The sequence below is a fragment of the Fischerella sp. PCC 9605 genome (assembly GCF_000517105.1).
Classification (GTDB): Bacteria; Cyanobacteriota; Cyanobacteriia; order Cyanobacteriales; family Nostocaceae; genus PCC9605.
Genome location: NZ_KI912153.1, coordinates 52,644 through 77,957 on the forward strand (window position 1 = coordinate 52,644; position 25,314 = coordinate 77,957).

The following is a 25,314-nucleotide window of genomic DNA, read 5'->3' on the forward strand; positions in this document are numbered from 1 at the left end:
AAAGTAGCTATCATGCAAATGACTGATTCACAAATCGCAAAAATAGACAACAATGGCAGGAACTGATCGCCTTGATAGCCTGATGATTTTTGTCCGAGTTGCCAAACATCTCAGCTTTTCAGAGGCGGCGAGGCAACTGGGAATGTCCCCTTCAGCGGTTAGTCGATCCGTTCAAAGGCTAGAAGAACGACTCAGTACACGACTTCTGAATCGGACAACTCGTAGCCTATCTTTGACGGAAAATGGTTCTCTATTTTATGAAACTTGTCGTCAAATTTTGAGTGAGTTGGAACAAGCAGAACTGGCGTTGAGTCAGGCAAAATCCATACCCACTGGAACACTCCGTATCGATTTAGTTCCTTCGTTAGCACGGATGCACATTATCCCTGCACTGCCTAGGTTTGCTGTCCAGTATCCGGAATTGAATTTAGAGATTTTTCTCAACGATCGTCGGACGGATTTGATCGATAAGAGTATTGATGCGGTTGTGCGCGTTGGCATTCACCCTGACAGCAACCTTGTCATGCAGCGAATTGCCACTGCTCGTCAAGTAGTTTGTGCTTCACCAGATTACCTCAAACGCTATGGTACACCGAAGACACCAGAAGACCTAAGACAGCACCACCTCATCAACCACATCAATCCTCAGACAGGACGCATTCGAGAGTGGACATTTCAACGCAATGGAAAGCCTCTTGCTTTTAGCCTGACGGGGCAGTTTTCCATCGATCACGCAGAGGCAACTACAGAAGCCGCGATTGCTGGAGCTGGAATCCTCCAACTTTATAACTTTGTGGTTGGAGTTGCGATCGCCCAAGGTCTACTCGTTCCCGTTTTGGAGGACTATGCTCAGCCTGGTGTACCGATTGCGATTGTCTATCCCGAGAAACGATATGTGTCTGCAAAGATTCGTGTTTTTGTTGAGTTTATGACAGAGTTGATGAGAAAACTAAAGCGAGAACGTATTGTCGAGTAAACATCTCCGAAAAATGCTAAAATCTCTCTATCACTGACTTTCAACAGGCGATCGCAAGAGTACAAACGAGCGCAGTTCCAATGGAAAAATCAGGCTTTGAGACAGTTATTATTGAGAATAAGGCAAGATGTCTAGTGAGTCACTCGCGCTTGTGAGTCCTTCAAATAAACGATTCAGCAACGTGAGCGCGGTTGTGTTCGGGATTCTCGAAGGGAGCGATCGCTCAGGGCGCGTTCGGGCAGGAGGCGTGGAAAAAAAACGGACGATTACGCGCAAGCCAACGGTCCGATTGGTTTTGCCAACAGGTTTTTGGGTGAGGGGGTACCGTGGAAGACGCATGGAATAACACCAAAACGCGCTCCCGACCAAAACGCGCGAGCGGGCAAAGCTGCCATTACTCTCAATATTACTGCGACATACCCCGATAAAGCTTGTGAGAACCCGTAACCCAAAATAAGCGTTATCTAATATTTACAACCTATTAAAGGCGATCGCCCGTCTAGATGTGGGGGTGCTGCCGGGAGCAATTCGTCTTAGATTAGAAAAGCGATCACGCTTTGTTGCTGACTCTGGTTTTTTGATGCAGGACACTCGAAGAAGCAGGGGGGCGGGGAGCGGGGAGCAGAGGGAAGGAAGCATAACGTTTGCCAGTACTGCGTTTGAGTTTTGCGATCGCCCTTGTTACTCTTCAACCGGAAACCGCCGCATCATCTGTTGCACATTCACCGCAAGAGGTGACGGCGTATACACCACCGCTTGTTCGGAGCGCGATCGCTGCGCCTCTGTTTCCTGTCCCAATTAAACCAAACGCTCACATCCTTTGTCACCACATTCTTCCTCTTCGCCCCACTGCGTTTGGAGCAAGGCGTGAACCGGGAGCAGTTGGGTTTGAGCACCACCCCTGTTGCAGTGCCTGTTTTACACGAGCGATCGCCCCGGTCACATTCGCCCAATATTTCTTGATCACCCCCAAACAGCCAAACAGAAAAAATTAATCCAAGCTAGTCACCATTTGTATGCAGATAAGATAGTTTTACGCTTGTTGACACCATTCTCTATAGCGCATAAATGAAAAAAGCTGAAAGCCTTATTTAATAGGCTTAAGCCTAAAAAACCTTGTTGCATCCATTCTTATTAAAGTGGGAGATCGCACAGAGAGTTTTGAGTGTGGGTTTTATGTGCGATCGCACTATTTAGGAAATCAGAGTCATCTAACAGAAGAATACGTGTTTGCGCCCCGTGAGGGGAAAAGGTAGTCTACGACTTCTGCGGTTACGTTTGAAGAATACGTGGAATGCCTTAAAGTTTCCGTCCCCGTAAGGGGAAAGGGTAGTCTACGACGTTCAACGTTTCCGAACCTACACTAGATGTTTCTACATGGTGTTTCCGTCCCCGTGAGGGGAAAGGGTAGTCTACGACTTAACAGATAACTATATAGATACCTATCTATATTACACAAAAATGTTTCCGCCCGTTTCCAGATGAAGACCAACAGCCCAGAAGAGGCAATCATCCGGTAATTGTTAGAGTTATGGTCATACCACTGAGTGCATTGCTTTGGCGGGTGCTGCCATCCGAATTCGTCTTTGATTTGAGATGCGATCGCTTCCATACTAACTCCAGTTCTAGGAGCTGGAGAATTGATGATTGCTATAGCCCTTTCTTCATCGGTGATAATTAGGGGCTAAACTTTTCTTAGAAAAACCTGAGCGTTAGGATTCTCATAAATTTCAAAATCATCGGGTATTGTTTCGACTAGAAATCCTTCACTCTTCATTGACTTAAAACGCTTTTTGGGTGATTGCCCAAACAGGGGTACAAAAAATCTGGGTAAAATTGGGCAGCCGTCCCAGTCGGAGCGGGTTAACCTTGAATAGTTGCAGTAAGCTTGATGCTCCCAACCCGCTCCGACTGGGGAGCGGGTTTACTGGTTTGACGAGTAGATTTTTCATGACTTTTGCCCAATTTTACTAAGTTGGGTGTAGGGGGTGAAGTTGGCACTGTTGTGAGGAGCGATCGCTCTTGCGGGATCTGAGGCGGCCACTCAAAGGGAGCAGCGACTTGGGTGAAGTGGGCGCGTTTTTAGTCTGCTTTGACCAACACCATCAACTCCCTTCGGGAGGGAATAGGGAACTCAACAGGGCGAGTGGACGTATGAAACCGAGGCGATCCTGGCACTAGATCAGCCGCCCGAAAAGGCGACGAGCAAGTACGCCGAACACAAAGCTTTCATAGTTCGCCTGTTGGTGGAACAAACTGAGCAAAAACCTCTGCTGCGGTCAGATTTTTTGTTTCATTTGAAAAGCAATAATATGAAGGCTTTTCATCAATAAATATCTGATGATCAAAAACAAAATCTAATGGGAACTCGAATAGCCCAACAGGCATGATGTACTGGTTGTTCTGTTTCAATCTATAAAATAAATGACTTCCACATTTATTGCAAAACCCACGTTCAGCCCATTGGGACGAACTAAATACGGTGATATTTTCTTCACCTTCAAACGAAGCATCACTGCCGCAATCTACCGCGAACAAGGGGCCGCCTGTCCATTTTCTACACATTTGACAATGGCATACCCCAATGTTTTTACTGATTGTTTTGACACAGATACGAGTTGCCCCACACAGGCAACTTCCTTTTCCTTCACTAGCTGCGACATCAGGTTGCTGCGTTAAACTTGCCATTTTTGTCCCCAGTATTTTCACTATCGCTCACATTGACGCTGACATTGAGCAGTACAAATATATCACTCTAAAACATTTCGCCACCACTTCATGGGCGATCGCGCTCGTGCTCCCGCAGGAATAACCCCAAACAACGCCCTCAGTTGAGTATAGTAGCCTGTTTGTGCCCTTGGTAGAGTCGATGGCGGGTATTATCCCGCGCACCTCTGTGTTAAATCTGGGCGTGCAACTTTCGCGCGGTGGCTTCCGATGTTCTTAGCACTTAGCTTTTGCTCATGTGCAGGTAATCGTGACAACTTTCGTGGATTGCCATCAAATTTTCCTTTTTCCAGTTGGCGTGATTTCCGTCCTTATGATGCAGGTGAACCTTTTCATCTGACAGGAATTTCAGCCCGCAGGCTGCACAAGTATGGTTTTGCCGTTTTAAAGCAAAAGAGGTTTTACCATCGTAGAGTTTGCTGTTGCGCTCACTCCAGTAGGTGATGTCTCCATCGAATGGTGATTTTGCACCTTTGACGTTGACGTGTTTGTTTTCGGAGTAGGGAACCGACGGGAATGCTTTTTCTAGCATTTTCTTGCTAGTATCGCGGTTCTGTTTGGTTTCCTTGTTGAACACCTTAAAAGCTCTGTATTGAATGTGGTACAGCGAGAATCGTGACCCGTTCATCCTACAAAAGCGGTGGTAGTTCCTCCAACCTCTGACTATAGGGGCTAATTTCTCAGCCTTAACCGTGACACCATAGTTCGAGTTATTGACAATGCGCTTTATTTTCTGACGGAATGCTTTAAAGTTCTCCGCCGAGGGAGTACATCTAAACTTTCCGTTGCTCTGCACTCTAAAGTGCCAGCCAAGGAAATCAAAGCCATCTATCGTAGCGGTGAGCTTGGTTTTCTTCTCGCTGATTTTCATCCCCCGTTCTGCAAGGAATTGGCTGATTTTGACGGATTGCCAGTAATCTTGCTGCGGTGGATTTCAGAATCAGTTTTTGAAGGGACTTCGCTTTCCGGTAGTCTCCAACTTGAACAGCTTTGTACACTCTTTTTTGTAGGCGGAATAAATTACAGCGAAATTTCTTCCACGGTAATTTCTTCCAAGATTCACTAGTATTACTACTGTGCCTAATCATGCTCTAACTCCAAGCAAGTGTATTCTGAACACCTCAACCCAATTACGGGTTGTCCTACCCGAACTGAGGGAATTCCGCCGCTCGTCTAGCCTACACGGGGTTCGACCTGACCCATGACCCTTAGTTCGTTTTTATTCGTTCCCTCAGAGAGATTGTTTGTTCCCTTAGGTGTAGCCAGTTCGACCACTGGATTCCCTAGACTCTTGCCTCTTGCCAATGCACACATCGGCGGGAATTAGCTCCAGTTAAGTCGGGGTTTTGTTGTTGTGCCCCGCTTAGGGGTAGGTCGCTTTTCTAGGCTCTATTTCACCGTAGGAACTCCCTGTTAGCGCCAGTGTCACCCCACAACGGATGTCTGATTGCGCCCTGTTCCCAGCTTCACCCTCCAGAAACCGAGTCTGGTCAGTGTGGGCAGATAAGGAGTCACACCTGAGTCTGGTGGGCAGGTCTTTCACCTGCATCTTTCCGAGAGTTCAATCCTTTTAGGGATTGGTCAGCTTATTTACCGGATTGATTACCGGGATTCGGCTAACAACGAATCGCGCGCATTGTCCCCTCCAAAAACGGGCAGGCGCCTACTGACTCTGCGACAAGCCAACAGGACTAATCGATAATACAAAGAAGCCTGCCCGTTTTTGGTACGTGGAACCTTGCCTTCTGTACGGGCGACGAAGCACCATTGGGGGATCGGTCTTAACTGTCAGGACACAATAAAAGTGTAATTTTTTTCGGTGCATCTTATTTTGTTTCTTCCATCCATAACGGAAGCGATAGCGTTCGTAAACAGCTTCTGGGTATCTAGGATGTGATATTGATGTAACTTTGACTTCCGTGTTTTGAGGAACCATTGGTTCGTGAACTTTTTTGCGTGGAAGTTGAGGAACCACTTTTTGAGCCGCAGCTGCAAAGTCTGATTCGCTGGGAGAGGGGTTTTCTTTTAGTGCGATCGCTACAGCAGTCTTAAGTTTTTCTGGTTCCTTGACTAAGTGCAGTAATGGACGAGCTTGACGCTCATTCTTGATGTGTTCACCTAGTTCGCCAACTGCGTCAATGACCTTTTTGGCTCCTAGCAGCTGATTGATTCGTCGGTAGCCACCCCAGGCGTATAGTTCACGCTGGCAGTACTCCTCAAAAGTTTTGTAACCAACTTCTCGGTAAATCTGTTCCTCCCGCATTTGCAGTATTTCATCAATTGCCTGCCACTCAAAACGATCAATGGCGGTGAAGGTTTCTTTGATGCTGCTGTTGAGAACACCGTAATCGGGAGTTGATGTTTTTTCGGATAAGAGTGTCAGCATGATTATTGCCCACTATGGAAAATGCTGAAAAATTCAGAACTGCAATTTAACCAAAGTGAGTATCTAGCTGAACTTTGGCTTTTACCAAAACTATGTCAGCATTATAATTAGCTCACTTTGTTGCCAAACGATTTGAGCAGGCGATCGCACTTGCTTGGACGGTAGGCGATCGCTTTAGTTAGGAGGTTTGGCTAAATGCACTTTTAACTTCTTCAATAGCAAGTGATTCTATATTTGGCTGACACTCAATCCCTAGTATTTTGGCTATTCTGCCGAGAGTCTCAACCTTAATAGATTTATTCTTGTTGCTGGTTATTTGCCAAACAGCTGTACCTGTAACACCTGCGGCCTCACCAAGTTTTTGAAAAGATAAGCCTTTAGCTTTCATTGCTTCGGCTAAATCGTTTTCCAACCCTGGAACATCAATTGTGATGGTAACTTTCACTTCCAATTCCTAATTCACCTTCTTAGATTGAAGCATTAACTATTAGCTGTTGGTTGACAACCGACAGCTAATGGTTTATGGAGTTTCCGAGGTTAACGATGATGTTAAGGAGGGGGAAAACAGGTATGTAATAGATCTCCTGTAATTAGGTATTCATCATTAACTTATCTGCCTGTCGTAAATCATAAGCTGGTGGTTTATAAAAATCAAGCTAGTAGCACTAGCAATCTTTTGCAACCATTAGCTAATAGTTTATACCATAAATGTGAACCAGCGTTGCGTTTGGAAGTCGTCGTGGTCGTATGTAATTTTGGCTATCAGTTTCTCAAGGGCGTAAACTTCGTGGTCATAGAAGCTGCAAACAACTGATGTCAATTCTTCTGGGGCTACTGCTGATGCCTGTGTTTCAATGTAGTTTTCTAGTTCTGCTTGGGCTAGAGCTTGAGAGTCAACGAAGGGAGCGAACAGTGCTTGCTGTGTATGTGTTGTGTAAGGCATAATAGATATTCCTTCGATAAAAAGGGGAAAGGCGATCGCACTAATTGTCCAGACAGGGGCGGTCGTCTTTTGTTATGCCTCTGTTTTACTAATGCGCTTAGTAATAAGTCAAGCAACATTTTTAATTTTCTGAGGTAGCTTTACTAACGGGCAACCCAAAAAATCTTCAATCCGAATAGAAAGCGCCTGACATATGCCTTCTAGCTTTTCAGTGGAAACTGTAGGCCCTGAATTCCTTGGACTTGACTCTGGGTATTCTCCACGTTCTAAATGTTGAATTAACTGATAAGCACAGCCAGCGCGTTTAGCTAAAGACTGCATGGATTCCTTGCCCCGCAAAGTTTTAAGCTTTACACCTAATTCTTTGTTCCATCGAATAGATGCAATCAGGCTTTTATCAATAATCATTAATTCATTACCCAATTCACCAATTGCATTAGTAGACATGATGCACTAAAATTACTAATTTGATTAGTAAAAAAAACACAAAACTACCCATTTAAAGTATGCCTGATCCTTAGGAGTAAACAGCTATAGCGGGCGTCTCCGCAACACCTGACTTGCACGCCCGCTATTTACCAGATCCCAAACTGAGGCGAAACAACTGCACCCCACGACTCAAACGCAGTACTGGCAAACATTAGGCGTGATTTTGTCAACAGCACTCAATCGCAAACAGTTCTAATGAGGGACTTTTTTGATATTAATAATTCTCTTTCTTCCCGCTGTGCTTATGCAAAATTACCAATTGCCAATTACCCATTCCCTATTCCCCTGCTTGTTGTTTCAACAAATTGACCAAAGTATCGGATAACCACAAACCAGCGTCACGCAAAGCTTGAATTTCACCAGATATGCTAGGGATTAATCCACGTCTTTTTGCTAATATCAGCAAACCCCCTGTTCCAATAGTAGTAATGCCTAAAGCTTGACCGCAACGCCGTGCTGCCCGATCGTCAACAATCGCAGCACAGTCTGAATTTTTTAGTGCCAAACTTAATACTTGTGATTCTCCTTTTCCCAAATCCCAAGCTGCTACTTCAGGCGCAATAGTATTAACTTCTACTGTTTGTACCCAAGAAATATTGGGTAATTGTGTTGATGCGGCATCATCTTTTGTTGTGACTTCTTCAAAAACACCCAATGGAACTAAAATTTCTGTGAATAATTGTGGAATTAATTGTGCTTGTTGACTTTTCAACATCACAATCAAAGGTGAAGAGTTAATAATTACACGATTAATCGACATTTGTTAGTTCCTCGGCTAACTCTTGGGCAGTATATTGCATAAAATCTACTTGGTAGCGTGATAATGCATTAATAAATTCAGCACGAGTTAGCCCAGCAATTTCTGCTGCTTTAGCTTGTGATACTTCACCTAATTCATACCATTTGACTGCTGCTGCAATTCGCATTTCTTGGATAAATTCTGACGGATTTTTACGAAGTGCTGAAAATACTGTTTCTGGCAATTGAATCGGTACTGTTCGCATAAATTTTTCCTCAGTTTCTAAGAATGATAAATCATTGAAGCTCGTGTTGTGCAGGTAGGGTTCACTCAGTGAGGCAAAACAACTGCTGGGGAGGCTTCTAACACTACTGGCAAACATTCTGATGATTTTATAAGCAGCACGGATACAGCAAATTCTTATGACGGCAGCATACCTGCAATGCCGCTACGAGTGTCCTGCTTCAGAAAATCCACTGTCCGCTACAAAGCGCGATCGCTAGAGTGAAGGAAACAGTGCATTCCTGGTGGTGCGATAATCCAACGGGCTTGTTCATCAACAGAGAAACGAAGTGGGGCTAAGGGCAAGAATGTGGTGAATGCGCTTTGTGAGTACATAGTTCAACTGGGCAAGGAAACAAAAGCGCAGCGATCGCGCTCCGAACAAGGGGTCGTTAAGAAGCCTTCACTCTTTGGCGGTGGATGTCCACGCCCCTGATGCGGCGGTTTCTGATGAAGGAGTAACAAGAGCGATCGCTCACAAGAAAGGTTGCTACTTCGAGTATTGGGATGATGAGCCTACCAGAAGCAGTTAATTGCGAGGACAACCCAAGTCGGTACTCTCTTTGAGTGGTTGCCTCAGCTCCCAGCGCAACGCTCGCTCCGAACAACAGTGCCAACTTCACCCCTGTTTGGGCAATCACCCAAAAAGCGTTTTAAGCGACACCCCAACAGGCGATCGCATCGACAACAATCCCGACAGGGTGCATCGCAAGTTTCTTATTCACTTGCTCCCCGATTGGATATTTTTTGATTTGGAAGTTCCTTATGGTGCAGGGCAGCTAGGGGGGTTTGCTCGCAGACGTGGGGAAACTGTGCTGGTGGGGTCGTAGGCTGTGAGGACTACTTCACCTTTTTTGTTAAATACCCATCCTTGGGCAGGCACAACCCGATTTGGGGTTTGAGATTTTGGATTTTGGATTGAAGTTGCATTCGACTCAGTTCTGTTTCCTCGTTTTTTTGGCGGGCTAACGTTTGGGGTAGGTTCAATCCAACGGGTTCTCACCACTTCATTGCTAAGTGCTTCATTGGGACTGGGAGGCAAACCGCCGCGTCCAGTGATGATGAAGCTACTGCCTACACCCTCTTGACAGGGGTTTTGGGCAATCCGATCTGCGGGATCGCTGACATTTTCTGGCAATTCAATTAACCTGCGGCTGGGGTCAACTTCTGGGGTGTTGATTTGCACTGTACCACTGAATTGAGGGCCAAGTGCAGATGTGGCTGTGATATCGCTCTTTGGTGTGAGTCGCTCGCGGAACTTAGTACCAAAGATGCTTTGGGCCGTAATGAATACTCTTCCCCCAAAGCTTTCTTCTGCATTGGCACTAATGTCGCTATTTTCTAAGGCTACTAGATTGCCAGTTTTAATGTTAATATTGCCACCCGTAGCTGTACCTGTGGCGTCAGTGGTAATGTTGCTGTTGCGACGCAAGATTAAGTCACGCGAGTTCAGAGTGATGTTGCCTTGTCCCCCTCTGGTGTCGGCGTTGATAGATGCCTGGTTGTCCAGATGGATATCCTTAGTGGTTGTAACTTTTATATTGCCTGCTGCACCATTCCCTATACTACTAGCAGAGAGTACACCACCATTAGTGAGAGAAAGTGATCGGGCAGCGATCTCGATATCGCCCCCATTGCCCACGGCTCTCTTCTCCACTCTGCTGAAGACACCACTGTTGTATCCATACCTTCCTTCGCCATCAAAAGAGACGCTATCGGTGGCATTAATTCTCACACTACCTGCATTTCCTTTGCCAAAAGTGCTGGCAAAAAGGAGAGCACCATTGGTAGCCGATAGTGATCGACTAGTAATGTCGATGTTGCCGCCATTGCCCACACCTCTAGTGCCCACTGTACTGAATGCAGAACCTCCATCAAAGGATACTGTATCGTGGGTAACAATTTTAATATTGCCTGCATCTCCCTGTCCAACAGTAAGGGTTTGTAGTTCAGCCCCATTGGTGACGAAGAGGGAGCTAGTCGCGATCTCAATGTCGCCGCCATTACCCACGGCTCCAGCCTCTACAGTAGTAGATGTAGCACTAGGGAATCCTTTACTACTCACGCCATCAAAGGATACCTTATCGCGAGCAGTAATCGTCACACCGCCTGCGTTTCCCCGACCACGAGTAAAGGCATTTACTTGCGCCCCATCAGTTACAGAAATCGACCGAGCATTGATGCTGACATTGCCTGCATTTCCCACAGCTGTATTTTCTGCGGTGCTGAATATACTACTAGTATTTCCTTCGCTATCTTCTCCATCAAAGGAAACCAGATCGCGAGCCACAATCGTCACATTGCCCGCATTCCCCTTGGCACGTGTGAGGACTTGTACTTGAGCACCGTTGGTAACAAAGAGCGAACCCGTGGTGATGTTGATATCACCACCTTTACCCTCTGCTCTTTCTCCCACTGTGCTTATTTCTCCTAATGTGCTAAAGGCACCACTGGATATATCACCCCTGACCCCATCAAATAAAACTGTATCACGGGCGACAATATTTATATTGCCTCCATTCCCCTTTCCGGTATTAATGCCAGCACCCAGGTTAGCACCGTTGGTGAGAAATAGAGAACCCGTGTTGATGTTAATGTCGCCACCATTACCCACAGCATTAAATTGCAAATTGCTAAAAATACCACTTAAAAAACCGTTAAATGATACAGTATCGCGAGCCGTAATTACCACGTCGCCAGCATCACCCTTTCCAAAGTTACTGACATCCAGTTCAGCATCATCTGCAACAAGCAACGACCCTGCCTTGATGTTGATGTTGCCCCCACGCCCCTCTGCTCCAGAACCCAATGTGCTGAAGATGCCACTCTTCGTGTTGTTTGCACCCTTGCCAGAAATTGTGACCCCATCGCGTACATTGATGTTCACATTGCCACCAATGCCCTGCCCACCAGCAAGTGTGTCGGAGGCTGAGTGCACAATCACACCCAATTGTCCACCATTGGTCAAAGATAACGACCCAGCGTTGATGTTGACGCTGCCTGCATTACCTACGGCTCCAGCCTCTACACTGGCTCCAGCAGAGCTAGGGAATCCGTTACTACCCACGCCATCAAAGGATACCCTATCGCGAGCAGCAATCGTCACACTGCCTGCGTCTCCCCGACTACGAGTCAAGGCATTTACTTGCGCTCCATCAGTTACAGAAACCGAGTCAGCATTGATGCTAACGTTGCCTCCGTTGCCTTCAGATGGTTTGAGCACATTGCTGTAGATACCGGTGTCATCGCCTGTGAGCAAGACGGAGCCATCAGCTTGCACGTTGATATTGCCCGCATTACCTTTTCCAAAGGTATTGGCCCTTAGTAGAGCATCATCAGTTACAGAAAGCGAGTCTGCCTTGATATTAATGTTGCCACCATTCCCCGTGGCATTAGGATTGACGTTGTTTTCAATTCTGCTGGCTTGCTCAACTCTGATCGCTCCTGTGGCATTAAGCGTAATATCTCCTGCCTGAGCCTCTGGTGATCCCGACTCTGACGCTATCCCCGCCTCTGACGCTATCCCCGCCTCTGACGCTATCCCCGCCCGTAGCTTACTTCCTCCATAAACGCCTCCCAAGATTTGCAAGTTCCGAGCATTGACGGCAATACTCCCGCCTCCTCCACTAGCGACATCAAGCCAAGCGAAATTGCTCAGCAAGACATCCCCTCGCTCAACGGTATCAGGAAAACGTAGTGACGTCAGCCTAAATGCTCCATCAGACTGCTGTCTCTCTATATCTACCATTCCCGCATCAGCGAGTCCACCTAATTCGATACGACCCCCAGAGCCTCCAAAAAGCCAGACTCCCCACCTTCCACACTGACATTGCCACCCACAAGCGCTAAAGTTTGCCCATTCTGCACCTGAAGAATAGATTGCTGTACCTGAATATCTCCCGCCGTCTCTCTAAATCGCAATCCAATGGGAATATTCACCGTCAGCAATGGCGGTGCTTGCGCCTTCGTGGCGCTAAACTCAAAACCATTGTTAAAAATTAGACTATTCGCCGTACTTCCTAAAAATGAACCACCCACATCCAGACGGGCATTTGGCCCAAAGACAATGCCGTTAGGATTAATGAAAAATAGGTTAGCATCGCCCAAGACACCGAGTGTCCCCAAAATGTTAGAGGGATTACCCCCTGTCACTCTACTTAAAATGTTCTCAATCCCAGCCGGATTAGAAAAATAGGCTCCCCTGCCTTCACGCACATTAAATTCCTGAAAACTGTGGAATAAATTTGAGCCGCGAGTCGCACCCCCCCAGATGCGATCGCTCGGCACACCCTTAATCTCAACATTGGGAGTTACTACGGAACTTTCAGCACCTAGACTGTGATCAGGAGTAATTTGCGCTCTGGCGGTGTTGAGCCAGGCAAGACTCCCTAAAATAGCCAAAGGTAAGGTGACGAAACACAGCGATCGCCAATTTTGCTTCATATCAACTTCTCTCCCCTTGGACAAAACCGTGACATAGCGGACTCGCCTTGTTAAATTCTTCGTCAAAACTAATTATTTTTCGCGGTGGCGTTTGGCTTGAGAGCGGGTTCCCACTCGAATAAAACCTATGTTTTTTGCAACAAACCCCGCTCTCAATGCACAGCTATTGCAGCGATGTACCGCAAAGTGAGAACCTCCCTAAAAGGGACTGTAATTCACGCTCACATCTGGGAAAATAAATCTCAAAACCTTACCCAGTCTGGGCTGATATCTAATTTTTGGAGAGGTTCAGTAGATATTGATAAGCGAATTTCTTAAAAAGTCTTATTCACAAATAGCAATCATGCCTGTTGGGAATAATCTTAACTACGTTATTTATTTTGGAAATTAAATATGAAGAACTTGTGAGGAGCTATACAATAAATTAAATTAAGTTAACTAAGGTATTGATTGATACTATAGTAAATCTTAAGGAGGGGAACCAGTGCGGTGGATGAATCTGTCAGAACTGGGATATCGATCTGGTATCCAGGCGCTATTTCTGTAGTGTGAGTAACAATCAAGTACTTGTAATCACCCATACTGATGAGCCGTTAAGACTGAGAAACTTATAGGGCAAGGCTTTTAGAAGTTATCTGTTTTCTAGTCCTATAATCGTTTATGAACGTTTAATTGCCCCAAATCGAGCCAAAAATGGGACAGTCTCAATCACGAGCCATTTCAGACTTTTGAGAGGGGATTGACCTAGCAACATCAATGGGACAGTTTATGCCGATTCCTCACTAACGACCAAAATTTTTCTCTTACTAACCTAAGCCATGTTTGGTTCGCAGACCGTAATTAATGCAGGTTTTTTACATTCTTCACAAGTTTCTCAAATTATTTCTCTATACCTAAGTGTAGGATGAGGATCTTTTTAAAAACTCACCTAGCTTAAGTATTGGAGGTTTATATGTTTAAAAAGATTCTAATTGCATTGGCTCGCTCTGAGATGGGCAAACAAGTTTTTGAACAAGGGTTTGCTTTGACGAAGATGACTGAAGCTAACTTAATGCCGCTGCACGTTTGATCTGATGAAGAAAAGGGAGTATTCAGGAATGTGAGAGCAAGTCTGAGAGTTTCACCAACAGGAGTGAGGCAGATGGAAAAATCAAGGTGTGGAGATGTTGCAATCGTTCTGCACTCAAGCAAACACAGCCAATGTGAACGCTGCTGAATGAGAATATAAATTACCTCCTGAGAAACTCTTTGCTGTAGCAGTAAAGGTTGAAGACACCAAAAACAGTAAAAATTTAGGTACTATAGGGATTCTCAGAGGTGAAAAAACCTCCTAGAGTCAATATCAACTCTAGAATCAAATTATATTGAGATCCCTGACCTGGGCTGGTCTTGTTAGATAATCTCCTGAACGGGATAGTGGCAATACCACTTCACCAATGTAGTAACCATAAAAGCCCAGAACCACGCTCTTAAGCAGGCTTAAAAGCACTATTGTGGTTTTAGCTAGAGCGGGTACTTCCCATGATACAAGTTTCTCTACATCAGTAACGGGTGGCGATCGCCGCTAGTTGGAGGCTCTTAACTTGCACATTTTAGAACCGTTATACAGCAAGGCTTTAAGAAATATTATAAAAATGTGCTTGTTTCATATTTTGCGGGAGCGTTAATCGCGCCCGTGCGTGGTCGGCTTATATCTTGCACCTCACCGTACAAACCCAGACAACATAAAAAGATGTGCGATAAAGCTACCTGATTTTTATTGATTTTTATCTTTAAATCAAGGGTTGTAGTTTAATACCGGGTAATTAAATTACATCAAGTTTTATTGGTGCAAGATTTGAGTTACGCGATCGCTTTAAGCTTGCGGGCGGGTAGCAGCCGCACAGCCACTGAGCCATTATTCCAACAAAGGTAGATAATATTACTCTCATGATTTCAGATGAAATAATGCTTAGGATTCCCTTGGTAGAAATGGCTTTAATTCCAACATTCTATACCGTTTAAAAACATCAAATTTCCCTAACCTATGCCACTGCTTGAATTACAATACATTAAAATGCAGCTTTTGATTTGCAGTGCTATTTTGCTTTGTGCTACTTCATTCCCAGCTGTGGTCAAGCTGGCAATAGTACCTATATCCGATCAAGTATTAGATGTAATTATTAATATAATTTCTAGCTACTTGGGCAGTGTGGCAGTTCGTCTAAATAAAAATGAGAATCTTTTGGTCAATAAAGCCCTTATCAAAGTAGTTGGTCATGCAATAGGTACGGAGATTTTCTTCGTTGTTCAGTCTCAGGAATTCCCAAACCAGGAAAAAGTACTGCGAAAATTAGTCGAGACTGCTATTAACCATTGGCAGGACATTGCAGAACTTAGGTCACAGATAAACAATGAACTTTGTAAAAAGATCTCAGAAAAAGAACTACTAGCTATATTTTCCAGTGATATTAGAGAATTGACCCAATTTAAAGTACTTACTCCATCTGCTTGGACAGCTGTTCTTAACAAGTTAAGTGACAAAAAAGGTATTGCTCATCTACCCTCAAATGTGGTGGAGGCTGTTTCAGAAAAACTCTACAATAATTTTCCTAAAGCTTTGCAAAAAGTACTTAAAGATGATTTGGAAAGTGGGGGGAAAGCCTTTGCTGGTATCCTTTTATCCCTGTTAAGTGAAATCAAAGCAGAGATTACTGCCCGGCAAGAGGAAATCCTCAAGCGCTTGGAGGTGCTGCAAATTCCCCAAGCAGGTGAAGTTCTGGGAAAAATCATTGAGGGATTGGAAAGCTTTATCCAGTTAAAAGTAGGAACCCTCTCAGCCGAAATAGCCTTTAAGCAACTTGCTAGGCAAATGGGCAACCTTTTAGATGAAGTGGGTGATGTTAATAATGTAAACACTGAGGAGATAGTGGTAGATATCCCAAGAAGGAGTGAAATAGTTCGTCATCTTGCTCCCCAAAGTGCGGAAAAAAAACCAAAAATCCCATTTTCATTCAGTCAGCGCCTTCTTCGCGTAGTATTGCCTGCTAGTTGCACTGTCACAATCTTTTTAGTGGTCTTGCGATTTCTGGGCATACTACAGCCAATGGAATTGAAGGCTTTTGATTGGCTAATGCGGTGGCGACCAGATGAAGGCCAGGATGAACGTCTATTAGTTGTAGCAATTACAGAAGAAGATATTCAAGCTCAAGATCCCCAAGAAAGTCGTTGGTCAATCTCAGACCGCAAACTTAATCAACTCTTAGCAAAACTAGATAAGTATAAACCGCGAGCTATTGGTTTAGATTTATATCGCGAAAGTACTCTAATTCCGGAATTAGAGACTCGGCTAAAACAGCACAGTAATATTTTTGGTGTGTGCAAAGTTTCCGATCCTCAGATCGATAAGCCATCTATTCCTGCTCCACCCGAAATCCCAAAACTGCGACAGGGCTTTAGTGACGTTTTAGCCGATGGGGATGGGGTCGTCCGTCGTCATCTTTTAGAGATGGAACTATCAAATCCCGATCCTAAGTGTTCTGCAAACTATGCATTCAGCCTTCAACTTGCAAGCCATTACCTGCAATCTCAATTAGGCTTGACAAACGGTCAGTTGAAGATTGGCGATTTTGTTTTTCAGCCAATCGAAGCTTTCACAGCAGGCTACCAAGGTGTAGATGCAAGAGGATACCAAGTGCTACTCAACTACCGCACTCACGAGGGTTCCTCAGAAAAATTTGTCTCCCAGGTCAAGCTTGGAGAAGTTCTCAATAGTAATATTCTGGATACAGTAGAAAACTGATCACACAGAATAGTCATTGTCGGTGTTACTACTGAAGCCAGTGGGGATTATTGGTCTACTCCTTATGATGAGCAGATACCAGGCGTGGTGCTTCAGGCACAAATGGTAAGCCAAATCATCAGTGCTGTCAAAGGTGAACGCCCACTGTTGTGGGTCTGGCCACAATGGGGGGAATGGTTGTGGATCGGGGCATGGTCTCTAGTAGGAGGTGTCCTTGTTCTACGCTTGCGTCGGTTTGGGAGTTTAGCTTTAGCTGAAGGCTTTGCCTTTATAAGTTTGGGAGGAATCTGCTTTGTATTTTTGCTCTATGGGGGTTGGCTTCCCCTGGTTCCACCAGTACTAGCTTTAGTCACTACTGGCTTAACTGTATTAATTCATACAAATAATCGTTCACCGTGAGAATAACTTTCTTTTGATTTCTTTACTATGACTCGAATTAAGATAAACCTTTGGCACAAGACATTTGTTTACATGCTGGCTTCGGTGTTTATTAGTTCTACTATCACTATTCCACTGACGTGGGCACAGGCTAGAGCGTCAACTGAAACTATCGCTCAGGCTAACAATACAGATAACATATTTTACAGGATACGACGATTTATCTTCCCACAAACATCTCGCGCCCGAGGAGCGCCCACAGGACGGCGTAAAGGAGCAGCATCCCGTAAGGGCTGCCCAGAAGCCGCATTGGATCTTACGGCTTTAGTACCTGAGAAAAGTTGGGGGCCAACGTTTGCCGAACGACCTACCTTCTGGTTTCATGTTCCGGCGCTATCTGAAGAAACTCGCTACGGCGAGTTTGTCTTACAAGACGAGCAAAATGATCGTCAGCTCTACCGAACTCGTTTAACCCTACCTGCCACCTCCGGTATCATTAGTGTCAATCTTCCATCAAATCAGCAATACAATCTAGAGATTGATAAGAGGTATCGTTGGTACTTCCGCATTTATTGCGATCCAAAAAACCCATCCACGTATGTTTTTGTGGATGGAACGATTGATAGGGTTGCACAAAATGTTTCTGATGCCAACACAATTTGGTACGACATTTTAACCAATTTGGCTAACCGTCTTCGCGATCGCCCCCAGGATACCCAGCTTAGGGAAGACTGGGCCAAACTACTGGCAGATGTTGGTTTAGAAAGATTAGCGAAAGCACCTTTGTTACCTTGTTGTACTGCACAAAATTAATACCAATACGACACAGATCCCCGACAACTCTTGCGAAGTCGGGGATCTTGTTTTTTAGAGCCAGTTTCCTACTAAAGTATAAGGAGCCCAGAAATAGGGTCGCTTTTCCTTATCCAACACAGATAGTTGAGCGCTTTGTAGGGCTTCAGCTTTAGTAATATTGGGCTTTTCTAACTCTTGGTAAAATGTCTTCATGAAGGAGGCGGTCAGTTGATCGTCCACCTGCCACAGCGTAGCTAGAGTACTGCGGGCACCAGTCTTGACAGCTACCCCAGCCAATCCCAACACAGCTCGATTATCCCCAGCAGCAGTTTCACAAGCACTGAGTACTAATAGCTCAATCGGAGTAGAATCAATTGGGTCACTAGTTCGGAGTAAGTTCTCCAAACCGCTGACTCGCAGAAGTTTGTCAGACAGGACAATAAAGGTTTCCTCTGGATTGGAACTGAACTGACCGTGAGTTGCCATATGAACAACCGTGAATTTAGTCCTGTCGATCCGGTTTTTGAGCTTGATTTCGGTAAAGTCTTGATTTAAGAGTTGCTCGGTATCGGGCACCACAGACCGGACTTCCTGCAATTCCAATTTCACGTTTTCCAGTCGGTTAAATTCTTGACCTTCGAGGTTGATTTTTTCGCTCACTCCACCAGTTAAGGCATTTAAGCTTACCTGTACTACAGGTCGAGGAGCCAACAGTTGCAGACCTGGGGTGAGAGCGATCGCATATTTTTGTACCAGATACTTTTGACCATCGTAAAGCACTGCCATCGGGATATTGCGTAGGGGATTATCCAGGACAAACACTAAGGTTTTGATTTGACTGGCAGCTAGCTTAGTCTCAGCAGGTTGAATCAACCAGCTATATACTTGCTGAGACAATTCTCTCACCTCAAAAGTTCGCGTGATATCCGATAGATATTGTTGCAGTTGTGTGAGTACTTCCTGTGCCTTCTGCCGAGGTATATTCGTTGTGTAAGGCTCCAGTGCTTCTTGCCCAGGAAATTTTGCAATCACCTCTAGACGGTCTTTTAAGAGAATTGCATAAAATACTGCTGCTTTTGGACTGGCTTGGTCTACCACTCGGTCAATTTGTTCTGGCTTGGCATCTGCACAGGCATCACGGAAGAAGTTATCGAGTTCAGCTAGCTGGAGGGCTTCAATCGTTTCACGAGCTTGCTTGAGGTGATCTTGACTGGAGTTTTTCTCTTTCAAGAGTAAATCGACGAACTCCCGATAAACTGGTTCTACACTATCCCGAAAGGTGAATTGAATTTCTGGATTGATGGCAACCAAGTCCCCGCGCAGTGACTGGAGAGATTGAAAGGCTGTGAGGTAGGCGGCTACTGCTCCCTGTTGGTTTCCCTGGATTTGCTCAAGGCGTCCTAGCTGCCACTGCCAGCGATAGGCAATGTCTGGCGCATCAAAAGCCGATATCACCTGCAAGGCTTGTTTGGTCAACTCTTGGGCTTTTGGCAATTGTCCCATCTGTTGGTACAAGCCTCCCAAATAACCAAGAGCGTAGGCTTCTGTGCGTTTATCTTCTAGAGAACGAGCCTGGTTAAGAGCAGTCCCTAAAATTTGACCTATATCTTCCCTAGAGGGAATCTGTGAGGGTTGAAGTGTATTGCTCTTAGCTATCTGTGTTGGTTCGCACTGTTCAAGAATCGGGGATGAAAGTTCTGACGGCTTTTGACTCAATGCTGATTGAAGACACATCAGACTTTGAGCCAAATTGATGCGGGCAAAAACTGCTGTGCGACTGGCAGGTAAGCGATCGAGGTGGGACTGAATTTTATGCAGCACAACAGGTACTTCAGACCACAGCTGAGTTTGTACCAAAAGGTTAAGCAAATTTATCTGTGCTTGTATGCTTGTGGTTGGTGAGCCTAATAACTCAGCTTGCCGATAGCAGTTTGCTGCTTGTTGATAGAATTCAACTGTACTGCCATTGCTTTTGGCAGGTCTACATTCGCCGGATTGGCTTAAAGTCAGTGTTTGCTGTCTTGCTTTTTCCTGCTGGCTGCTTCTCTTACCTTGGGCTAAAGCGGTGTTGCCTAAACTGAGGTCAACAGCAGCAATGTCTTGGGTGTCACCCAATTTTTGAGCGAGTTGCAAACTCTCTGCTAAGACAACTTGTGACTGTTTGTTGTTGCCCATGACTCGCAAGACGTTACCAAGGCTACGCAAGCCATCCAACTTCGACAAGGAATCTGGTTGTTTTTGCAGGGTTTGAAGGGCGTCATTTGATAACTGACATTCTTGAGTGTCAATTCCTAAAGCTTGGAGGAGAGTTTTGCAAGCTCTAGGATACAGTCCCAAAGCTTGCATTGCTTGAGCTTGGTTAATTTGACTTTGGGTGACTCCAGAGCGATCGCCAATTTGAGCATAGGTGTTAGCCATCTGGTGCCAAGTATCGAGAGCCTCTTGCGCTTGTCCCAGTCCCAGTTGCAGTTGCCCTTGGATGTCCAAGGCTGAGGCAAGGATGCGCGATCGCTCTGGTGTATTTTTCTGATTTTTGAGCAGATTCAGGCTGTTAGTAATTGCTTGCTTGGCTTGCTGCCAATTTCCGAGTTGTTGATAGGTTAGCGAGAGATTGCCGAGGGCGATCGCTCCATTGAGTTTATCTCCTTGAGCGGCAAACGCATCTGCTGCTTGCTGCAAAACCCTTCCCGCCTCTTCAAACTTGCCAGCATCGTAGAGTGCTTTGCCCTGTTGTATCAGTTGAGAGGCATCCTGCTGCCGTTGGACGATCGGGGTTGACGCCGGAACCTGAGCAACAACAATTGGCACTGCCATTGAGAAGCAAAATAACAGAGTAAGGAAGACAAGCGAATGATACCTGTACAGTTTTTTAACAAGATGCTGTAATCTGCGACCCAAGAGTGGGTTTTTCCTAATCATGTTTTTTCCCTCCTGTCAAGAGCAATGTTCAGCATCTTTAGGAGCTATTAGTCTGCTAACCCGGGAGCATCCCAAATGTTTAAATTGACTGTCATGCTGAAATATTTAAATTGACTGTCATGCTGAATGGAGCGATAGCGAAATGAAGCATCTCAAGTCGTGAACTAGGCTTGAGATTCTACTCTGCCTTGAGCCGCTGCGCGTCTACGCTCCACTTCGTTACGCACCCTGCGGGAAGCCGCAGAAGTGTCTACAGAATGACAAGCAAAGACAATTTGGTATGAGGAGAGTTTTTCTAACATTCTCCCCATCTCCCCATCAAAATGGTGCAGGGCAGCTAGCGGGGTTTGCCCCCAGGCGTGGGGAAGCTGTGCTGGTGGGGTCGTAGGCTGTGAGAACTACCTCACCTTTGTTGTTAAACACCCATCCTTGGGCAGGCACAACTTGATTTGGGGTTTGAGATTTTGGATTTTGGATTGAGGTTGCATTCGACTCGGTTCTGTTTCCTCGTTTTTTTGGCGGGCTAACATTTGAGGTAGGTTCAATCCAACGGGTTCTCATCACTTCATTGCTAAGTGCTTCATTGGGACTGGGAGGCAAACCGCCGCGTCCAGTGATGACGAAGCTACTGCCTACACCCTCTTGACAGGGGTTTTGGGCTACTAATGCATTGGGGTCAATAACTGTTTGCGGTAATTCTACTAATCCTTGAGTGGGGTCTACATTCGGTTGATTGATGGTAATTTGTCCTTGCACGCCAAGTTGTGAACTAGCTGTGATGTCGTTTGTAGTATCTGTTGGTTTTGGATGGGCTTGAATACCAAAGATACCCTGGGTGCGGATGTTAACGTTACCACCTTTGCCACTGTAGGCATTTGCCGTGATGTCGCTGTTAGAGTTGGGCACTGCAACGATAAATTGAGAGTTGATATTGATGTTACCGCCATTACCACTTTTTTCCTCTGTACCTGCATTGGTGGAGATTTGACCACCACGACGGAGTAAGAGTAAATCACTGTTAAGGTTAATGTTACCACCATTACCGGATGCGGTTTCAGCATTGAGTTTTCCTTGGTTGTCCAAACGGATAGAACCAGCGTTTACATCTAAGTTACCTGCATTAACCGACCCTAAACTACCCACACTTGCTTGCGCCCCATCCCGAACAATCAACTGTCCAGTTTCAATTCTCAAGTTTCCAGCAGTACCAGTACCTTGAGTCAGAGTATATAAGCTACTGGGAAACTGTCCATTAATAATTAAGTAATATTGAGTACCAGATTCCCGCACTGGCGATGTTCCCAGCAACTCCACAGACTCTGTTGCATTAACGACTAAATTCCCTGCGGCGCCTTCATCAAAAGTTGATGCGGATATCGCTCCCCCATCTCGAATAATTAAGTCTCCTGTTGAAATAGTCAATTTTCCAGCATTGCCAGAACTGAAGGTGTCAGTATATATGGTACTGGGGAAACCATTGGCATCGGTTCCACTTAGTTCTACAGAGTCAGAGGCAGTTACAGTCAAAATTCCTCCTTGACCCTCACTAGAAGTACTAGCTGATACTTGCGCTCCATCCTTGACCTGCAAGCGTTGAGTTTCAATGGTCACGGTGCCCCCATTTCCTGTTGCCCCACTTTCGACATTGCTAAAGATGGCACTTGTGGTGTTATTGGCACTTACCCCAGCAATCGTAACAGCATCGCTGACATTGATGTTGACATTTCCAGCATTGCCGTTTCCACCTGTGGGTTCCTCCTCCGAAGAACCACGCACAAAGGTATTGAGTTGACCGCCATTGGTCAATAAAAGTGACCCGGCGCTGATATTGATGTCTCCTCCCTTACCAACGGCTCCTGCTTCTACCGTGGTAAAGGCTGCACTCGGATTTCCGTTGCTGTCATCTCCATCAAAGGAGATAGCATCAGTAGCGTTAATTGTTATACTGCCTGCATCTCCCAGTCCAGAAGTGCCGCTATCCAGTTGAGATCCATTGGTTAAAGTCAGATTTTCAGTACTTATGCCTATGCTGCCTGCATTTTCCTTGCCATAAGTTGAGGCTGATAATCGTGCGCTATTATCAAGGATTAAATTTCCAGAGGAGATGTTAATATTGCCTCCTTTATTACCCGTCGCTTCACTTTCGTCAATATCGGTGAAGACAAAGCTGTTATCAAAGGAGACATTATCTATGGAATTAATTGTTATGCTACCTGCATCCCCCCACCCAGAAGTGCTGGTAGAAAGTTGAGCACCATCTCGTAATGAGAAGGAACCAGAATCGATGATAATATTACCCCCATTACCAACTGTCCCAGTTTCCACATCACTGAAAATCGCGCTGGAAAAACCGTTTTTCTGTCCAGCAATATCAACAGTACCAGTAACTTTGACATTAACATTACCGGCATCTCCCCATCCTGCTTTTTGGGTATCAGATGCTTCGCGAATAGAAGTTAGCAGTTGAGCGCCATCAGTTAGTGACAAAGAAGCAGCATTGATATCAATATTGCCACCCTTACCCACACCTCCGGCTCGCACTGTGCTGAAAATGTCACCACCTGCAAGGGAAACGGCATCTTTTGCACGTACTATCACATTCCCTGCATTCCCTCGTCCAGATGTTGAGGTATTAAGTTCAGCGCCATCTCGTAATGAGAAAGAACCAGAATCAATGGCAATGTTACCCCCATTACCAACTGTCCCAGTTTCCACATCACTGAAAATCGCGCTGGGAAAATCGTTTTTCTGCCCAGCAATATCAACTTCCCCAGTCACGTTAATATTGACATTACCAGCATCGCCCTGTCCTGCTTTTTGGGTATCAGATGCTTCTCGAATAGAAGTTAGCAGTTGAGCACCATCAGTTAGTGACAAGGAAGCAGCATTAATATCGATATTGCCACCCTGACCCACACCTCCGGCTCGCACTGTGCTGAAGATATAAGCGTTACCTGCAAGGGAAACGGCATCTTTTGCACGCACTGTTACGTTCCCCGCATTTCCAGAGCCATTGGTACTTGTAAATAGTAGAGCACCGTCCCTGATGCTCAAACGCCCGGTTTCTATAGTCAAGTCCCCAGACTTTCCTGTACTGCTACTACTACCAGTGCCAGTATACAAACCACTGCTATAAAAACCTTCCCCTATTAGTTCTACAGACTCAGGGGCTTGTACAGTAAGATTACCCCCGTTACCGGAAGATACAATATAAGTCGCTACATAAGCACCATCCTTAATAATTAATTTTCCTGTAGTAATCCTTAAGTCCCCAGATGAACCACTGCCTTGAGATTCAGTAAACAAGCTGCTGGCATACCGATCATCTGTTGATTGTCCAATCAATTCTACTGACTCAGTAGCGTTGACAGTAAAATTTTTTCCTGGCTTTGAGCCTAAGGAAATGGATAAAATCGATGCACCATCACTTAGCGACAGTTGCCTCCCTTGTACTTGAATCTCGCCTCCCCCCTCACCACTGGCATCTGTTGATGCTTTTTGGGATAGTTGGATATCTCCGAAGTTCTGTACACCTGAATATCCTAAAGCAAAGCCAGAGTCCGTTTGACCAAGATTGACTAAACTTGGTGAAGCAACACTCCCCAGTTCGATCCGTCCTGACTCAGCCCTGAGATTACCGCCTTCTAGTTCTACATCACCACCCACAAGCGCCAAAGTTTTTCCTGGCTGCACTTGCAGTCCTGGATTATCAGTGTGAATAGTCGCGTCTGTATTTGAATAACTAAATTTATGACCCGACCCCTTCACGAGAATCTTTCCTTGATTCTCCCGAAATCGCAAGCCAATGGGAATATTTACAGTTAATAGTGGTGGTGCTTGCGCCTTGCTGGCGCTAAATTCAAAATTGTTGTCAAATACCAGACTATTGGCTGTACTTGCAAAAAATGAACCACCTAGATATAGACGGGCATTATGTCCAAAGACAATACCGTTAGGATTAATCAAGAATAGGTTAGCATCGCCCAAAACACCAAGCGCACCCAAAATGTTAGAGGGATTACCCCCTGTCACTCTACTGAGAATGTTCTCAATCCCAGTGGGATTGTTGAAAAAGGCTCCCCTGCCTTCATTCACATTAAATTCCTGAAAACTGTGGAACAAATTTGAGCCGCGAGTCGCACCACCATCAATGATGTCAATATTAGTAGTAATGGGAATTACCTGTGAACTTTCAGCGCCTAAGCTGTTATCAGGAGTAATTTGCGCTCTGGCGGTGTTGAGCGAGGCAAGACTCCCTAAAATAGCCAAAGGTAAGGTGATGAGAAACAGCGATCGCCAATTTTGCTTCATATCAACTTCTCTCCCTCTCTAAAAGGGACTGTAATTCACGCTCACATCTGTGAAAATAAATCTCAAAACCTGGCCCAGTCTGGACTGATATCTCATTTCTGGAGAGGTTCAGTAGATATTGATAAGCTAGTTTCTTAAAAAGTTT

General features: G+C 45.3%; 16 protein-coding genes and 4 pseudogenes. 6 read left to right on the top strand and 14 right to left on the bottom strand.

Annotated features, from left to right (window positions below; genetic code table 11):
- The first annotated feature begins 52 nt into the window (after window positions 1-52).
- Entirely contained in the window at window positions 53-976 is a 924-nt protein-coding gene (locus FIS9605_RS0132615; protein WP_026736253.1) for a LysR family transcriptional regulator, read from the top strand.
- A 644-nt stretch (window positions 977-1,620) separates the two neighbouring features.
- Window positions 1,621-1,971: a hypothetical protein gene (locus FIS9605_RS43540; RefSeq protein ID WP_155960647.1), complete on the top strand. Its 351-nt coding sequence runs from the start codon at window positions 1,621-1,623 to the stop codon at window positions 1,969-1,971.
- A gap of 1,234 nt (window positions 1,972-3,205) precedes the next feature.
- Here FIS9605_RS43540 and FIS9605_RS0132620 read toward each other — a convergent pair.
- The 10 genes and pseudogenes from FIS9605_RS0132620 to FIS9605_RS46330 all read right to left on the bottom strand — a co-directional run bounded on the left by FIS9605_RS0132620 (window position 3,206) and on the right by FIS9605_RS46330 (window position 8,878).
- Window positions 3,206-3,664 carry a GFA family protein gene (locus tag FIS9605_RS0132620; protein WP_051470243.1) on the bottom strand — a complete coding sequence of 153 codons (459 nt, stop codon included), beginning with the start codon at window positions 3,662-3,664 and terminating at the stop codon, window positions 3,206-3,208.
- 262 nt (window positions 3,665-3,926) lie between these two features.
- Window positions 3,927-4,604: pseudogene (locus tag FIS9605_RS39185) on the bottom strand (group II intron reverse transcriptase); the annotation flags it as partial.
- Window positions 4,522-4,791 (bottom strand): reverse transcriptase N-terminal domain-containing protein, encoded by a 270-nt coding sequence (locus FIS9605_RS46850; RefSeq protein WP_442854754.1) that lies wholly within the window; start codon window positions 4,789-4,791, stop codon window positions 4,522-4,524. The pseudogene FIS9605_RS39185 and the gene FIS9605_RS46850, both read right to left, overlap by 83 nt.
- Before the next feature lie 575 nt (window positions 4,792-5,366).
- The gene (locus FIS9605_RS0132635; RefSeq protein ID WP_026736255.1) at window positions 5,367-6,089 is read right to left on the bottom strand and encodes a hypothetical protein; all 723 of its coding nucleotides are present in this window, start codon (window positions 6,087-6,089) and stop codon (window positions 5,367-5,369) included.
- A 178-nt stretch (window positions 6,090-6,267) separates the two neighbouring features.
- Window positions 6,268-6,534, bottom strand: coding sequence for a helix-turn-helix domain-containing protein (locus FIS9605_RS0132640; RefSeq protein ID WP_155960648.1), 267 nt, complete (start codon window positions 6,532-6,534; stop codon window positions 6,268-6,270).
- 252 nt (window positions 6,535-6,786) lie between these two features.
- The gene (locus FIS9605_RS0132645; protein WP_026736257.1) at window positions 6,787-7,032 is read right to left on the bottom strand and encodes a hypothetical protein; all 246 of its coding nucleotides are present in this window, start codon (window positions 7,030-7,032) and stop codon (window positions 6,787-6,789) included.
- 108 nt (window positions 7,033-7,140) lie between these two features.
- A complete protein-coding gene (locus FIS9605_RS0132650; RefSeq protein ID WP_026736258.1) occupies window positions 7,141-7,479 on the bottom strand; it encodes a helix-turn-helix domain-containing protein in 339 nt (112 codons plus the stop codon).
- Window positions 7,480-7,798: 319 nt separating this feature from the next.
- Complete coding sequence (locus tag FIS9605_RS0132655; RefSeq protein WP_026736259.1) at window positions 7,799-8,281, bottom strand: DUF3368 domain-containing protein; 483 nt, start codon at window positions 8,279-8,281, stop codon at window positions 7,799-7,801.
- Window positions 8,271-8,525, bottom strand: coding sequence for a UPF0175 family protein (locus FIS9605_RS0132660; RefSeq protein WP_026736260.1), 255 nt, complete (start codon window positions 8,523-8,525; stop codon window positions 8,271-8,273). The genes FIS9605_RS0132655 and FIS9605_RS0132660 overlap by 11 nt, the downstream gene beginning before the upstream one ends.
- Before the next feature lie 218 nt (window positions 8,526-8,743).
- The gene (locus FIS9605_RS46330; RefSeq protein WP_269321118.1) at window positions 8,744-8,878 is read right to left on the bottom strand and encodes a hypothetical protein; all 135 of its coding nucleotides are present in this window, start codon (window positions 8,876-8,878) and stop codon (window positions 8,744-8,746) included.
- A 274-nt stretch (window positions 8,879-9,152) separates the two neighbouring features.
- Here FIS9605_RS46330 and FIS9605_RS44655 point away from each other — a divergent pair, with 274 nt between their 5' ends.
- Window positions 9,153-9,293 (top strand): hypothetical protein, encoded by a 141-nt coding sequence (locus tag FIS9605_RS44655; RefSeq protein ID WP_197036227.1) that lies wholly within the window; start codon window positions 9,153-9,155, stop codon window positions 9,291-9,293.
- 12 nt (window positions 9,294-9,305) lie between these two features.
- Here the strand turns inward: FIS9605_RS44655 and FIS9605_RS39190 are convergent.
- Window positions 9,306-12,985, bottom strand: a pseudogene (locus FIS9605_RS39190) (two-partner secretion domain-containing protein).
- Window positions 12,986-13,937: 952 nt separating this feature from the next.
- Here FIS9605_RS39190 and FIS9605_RS45795 point away from each other — a divergent pair.
- The 3 genes and pseudogenes from FIS9605_RS45795 to FIS9605_RS39205 form a co-directional block, all read left to right on the top strand.
- Window positions 13,938-14,051 (top strand): annotated as a pseudogene (locus FIS9605_RS45795) (universal stress protein); the annotation flags it as partial.
- A gap of 990 nt (window positions 14,052-15,041) precedes the next feature.
- Window positions 15,042-17,165: pseudogene (locus FIS9605_RS46855) on the top strand (CHASE2 domain-containing protein).
- Window positions 17,166-17,192: 27 nt separating this feature from the next.
- Window positions 17,193-17,957: a DUF928 domain-containing protein gene (locus FIS9605_RS39205; RefSeq protein WP_051470247.1), complete on the top strand. Its 765-nt coding sequence runs from the start codon at window positions 17,193-17,195 to the stop codon at window positions 17,955-17,957.
- A 54-nt stretch (window positions 17,958-18,011) separates the two neighbouring features.
- Here FIS9605_RS39205 and FIS9605_RS0132690 read toward each other — a convergent pair whose 3' ends face one another.
- From FIS9605_RS0132690 to FIS9605_RS39210, 3 genes are all read right to left on the bottom strand, one after another.
- A complete protein-coding gene (locus FIS9605_RS0132690; protein WP_231510562.1) occupies window positions 18,012-20,753 on the bottom strand; it encodes a CHAT domain-containing protein in 2,742 nt (913 codons plus the stop codon).
- Window positions 20,754-21,022: 269 nt separating this feature from the next.
- Window positions 21,023-21,160, bottom strand: coding sequence for a hypothetical protein (locus FIS9605_RS43545; RefSeq protein ID WP_155960649.1), 138 nt, complete (start codon window positions 21,158-21,160; stop codon window positions 21,023-21,025).
- Between the two features lie 16 nt (window positions 21,161-21,176).
- Entirely contained in the window at window positions 21,177-25,169 is a 3,993-nt protein-coding gene (locus tag FIS9605_RS39210) for a two-partner secretion domain-containing protein (RefSeq protein ID WP_035140620.1), read from the bottom strand.
- Window positions 25,170-25,314 lie beyond the last annotated feature (145 nt).

What these genes read in the sequence shown, in the direction of transcription:
- FIS9605_RS0132615 (WP_026736253.1), top strand. Translation starts at nt 53, where the DNA reads ATGGCAGGAACTGATCGCCTTGATAGCCTGATGATTTTTGTCCGAGTT.
- FIS9605_RS0132620 (WP_051470243.1), bottom strand. Translation starts at nt 3,664, where the DNA reads ATGGCAAGTTTAACGCAGCAACCTGATGTCGCAGCTAGTGAAGGAAAA.
- FIS9605_RS46850 (WP_442854754.1), bottom strand. Translation starts at nt 4,791, where the DNA reads ATGATTAGGCACAGTAGTAATACTAGTGAATCTTGGAAGAAATTACCG.
- FIS9605_RS0132635 (WP_026736255.1), bottom strand. Translation starts at nt 6,089, where the DNA reads ATGCTGACACTCTTATCCGAAAAAACATCAACTCCCGATTACGGTGTT.
- FIS9605_RS0132645 (WP_026736257.1), bottom strand. Translation starts at nt 7,032, where the DNA reads ATGCCTTACACAACACATACACAGCAAGCACTGTTCGCTCCCTTCGTT.
- FIS9605_RS0132650 (WP_026736258.1), bottom strand. Translation starts at nt 7,479, where the DNA reads ATGTCTACTAATGCAATTGGTGAATTGGGTAATGAATTAATGATTATT.
- FIS9605_RS0132655 (WP_026736259.1), bottom strand. Translation starts at nt 8,281, where the DNA reads ATGTCGATTAATCGTGTAATTATTAACTCTTCACCTTTGATTGTGATG.
- FIS9605_RS0132660 (WP_026736260.1), bottom strand. Translation starts at nt 8,525, where the DNA reads ATGCGAACAGTACCGATTCAATTGCCAGAAACAGTATTTTCAGCACTT.
- FIS9605_RS46330 (WP_269321118.1), bottom strand. Translation starts at nt 8,878, where the DNA reads ATGTACTCACAAAGCGCATTCACCACATTCTTGCCCTTAGCCCCACTT.
- FIS9605_RS39205 (WP_051470247.1), top strand. Translation starts at nt 17,193, where the DNA reads ATGACTCGAATTAAGATAAACCTTTGGCACAAGACATTTGTTTACATG.
- FIS9605_RS0132690 (WP_231510562.1), bottom strand. Translation starts at nt 20,753, where the DNA reads ATGGCAGTGCCAATTGTTGTTGCTCAGGTTCCGGCGTCAACCCCGATC.
- FIS9605_RS43545 (WP_155960649.1), bottom strand. Translation starts at nt 21,160, where the DNA reads ATGTTAGAAAAACTCTCCTCATACCAAATTGTCTTTGCTTGTCATTCT.
- FIS9605_RS39210 (WP_035140620.1), bottom strand. Translation starts at nt 25,169, where the DNA reads ATGAAGCAAAATTGGCGATCGCTGTTTCTCATCACCTTACCTTTGGCT.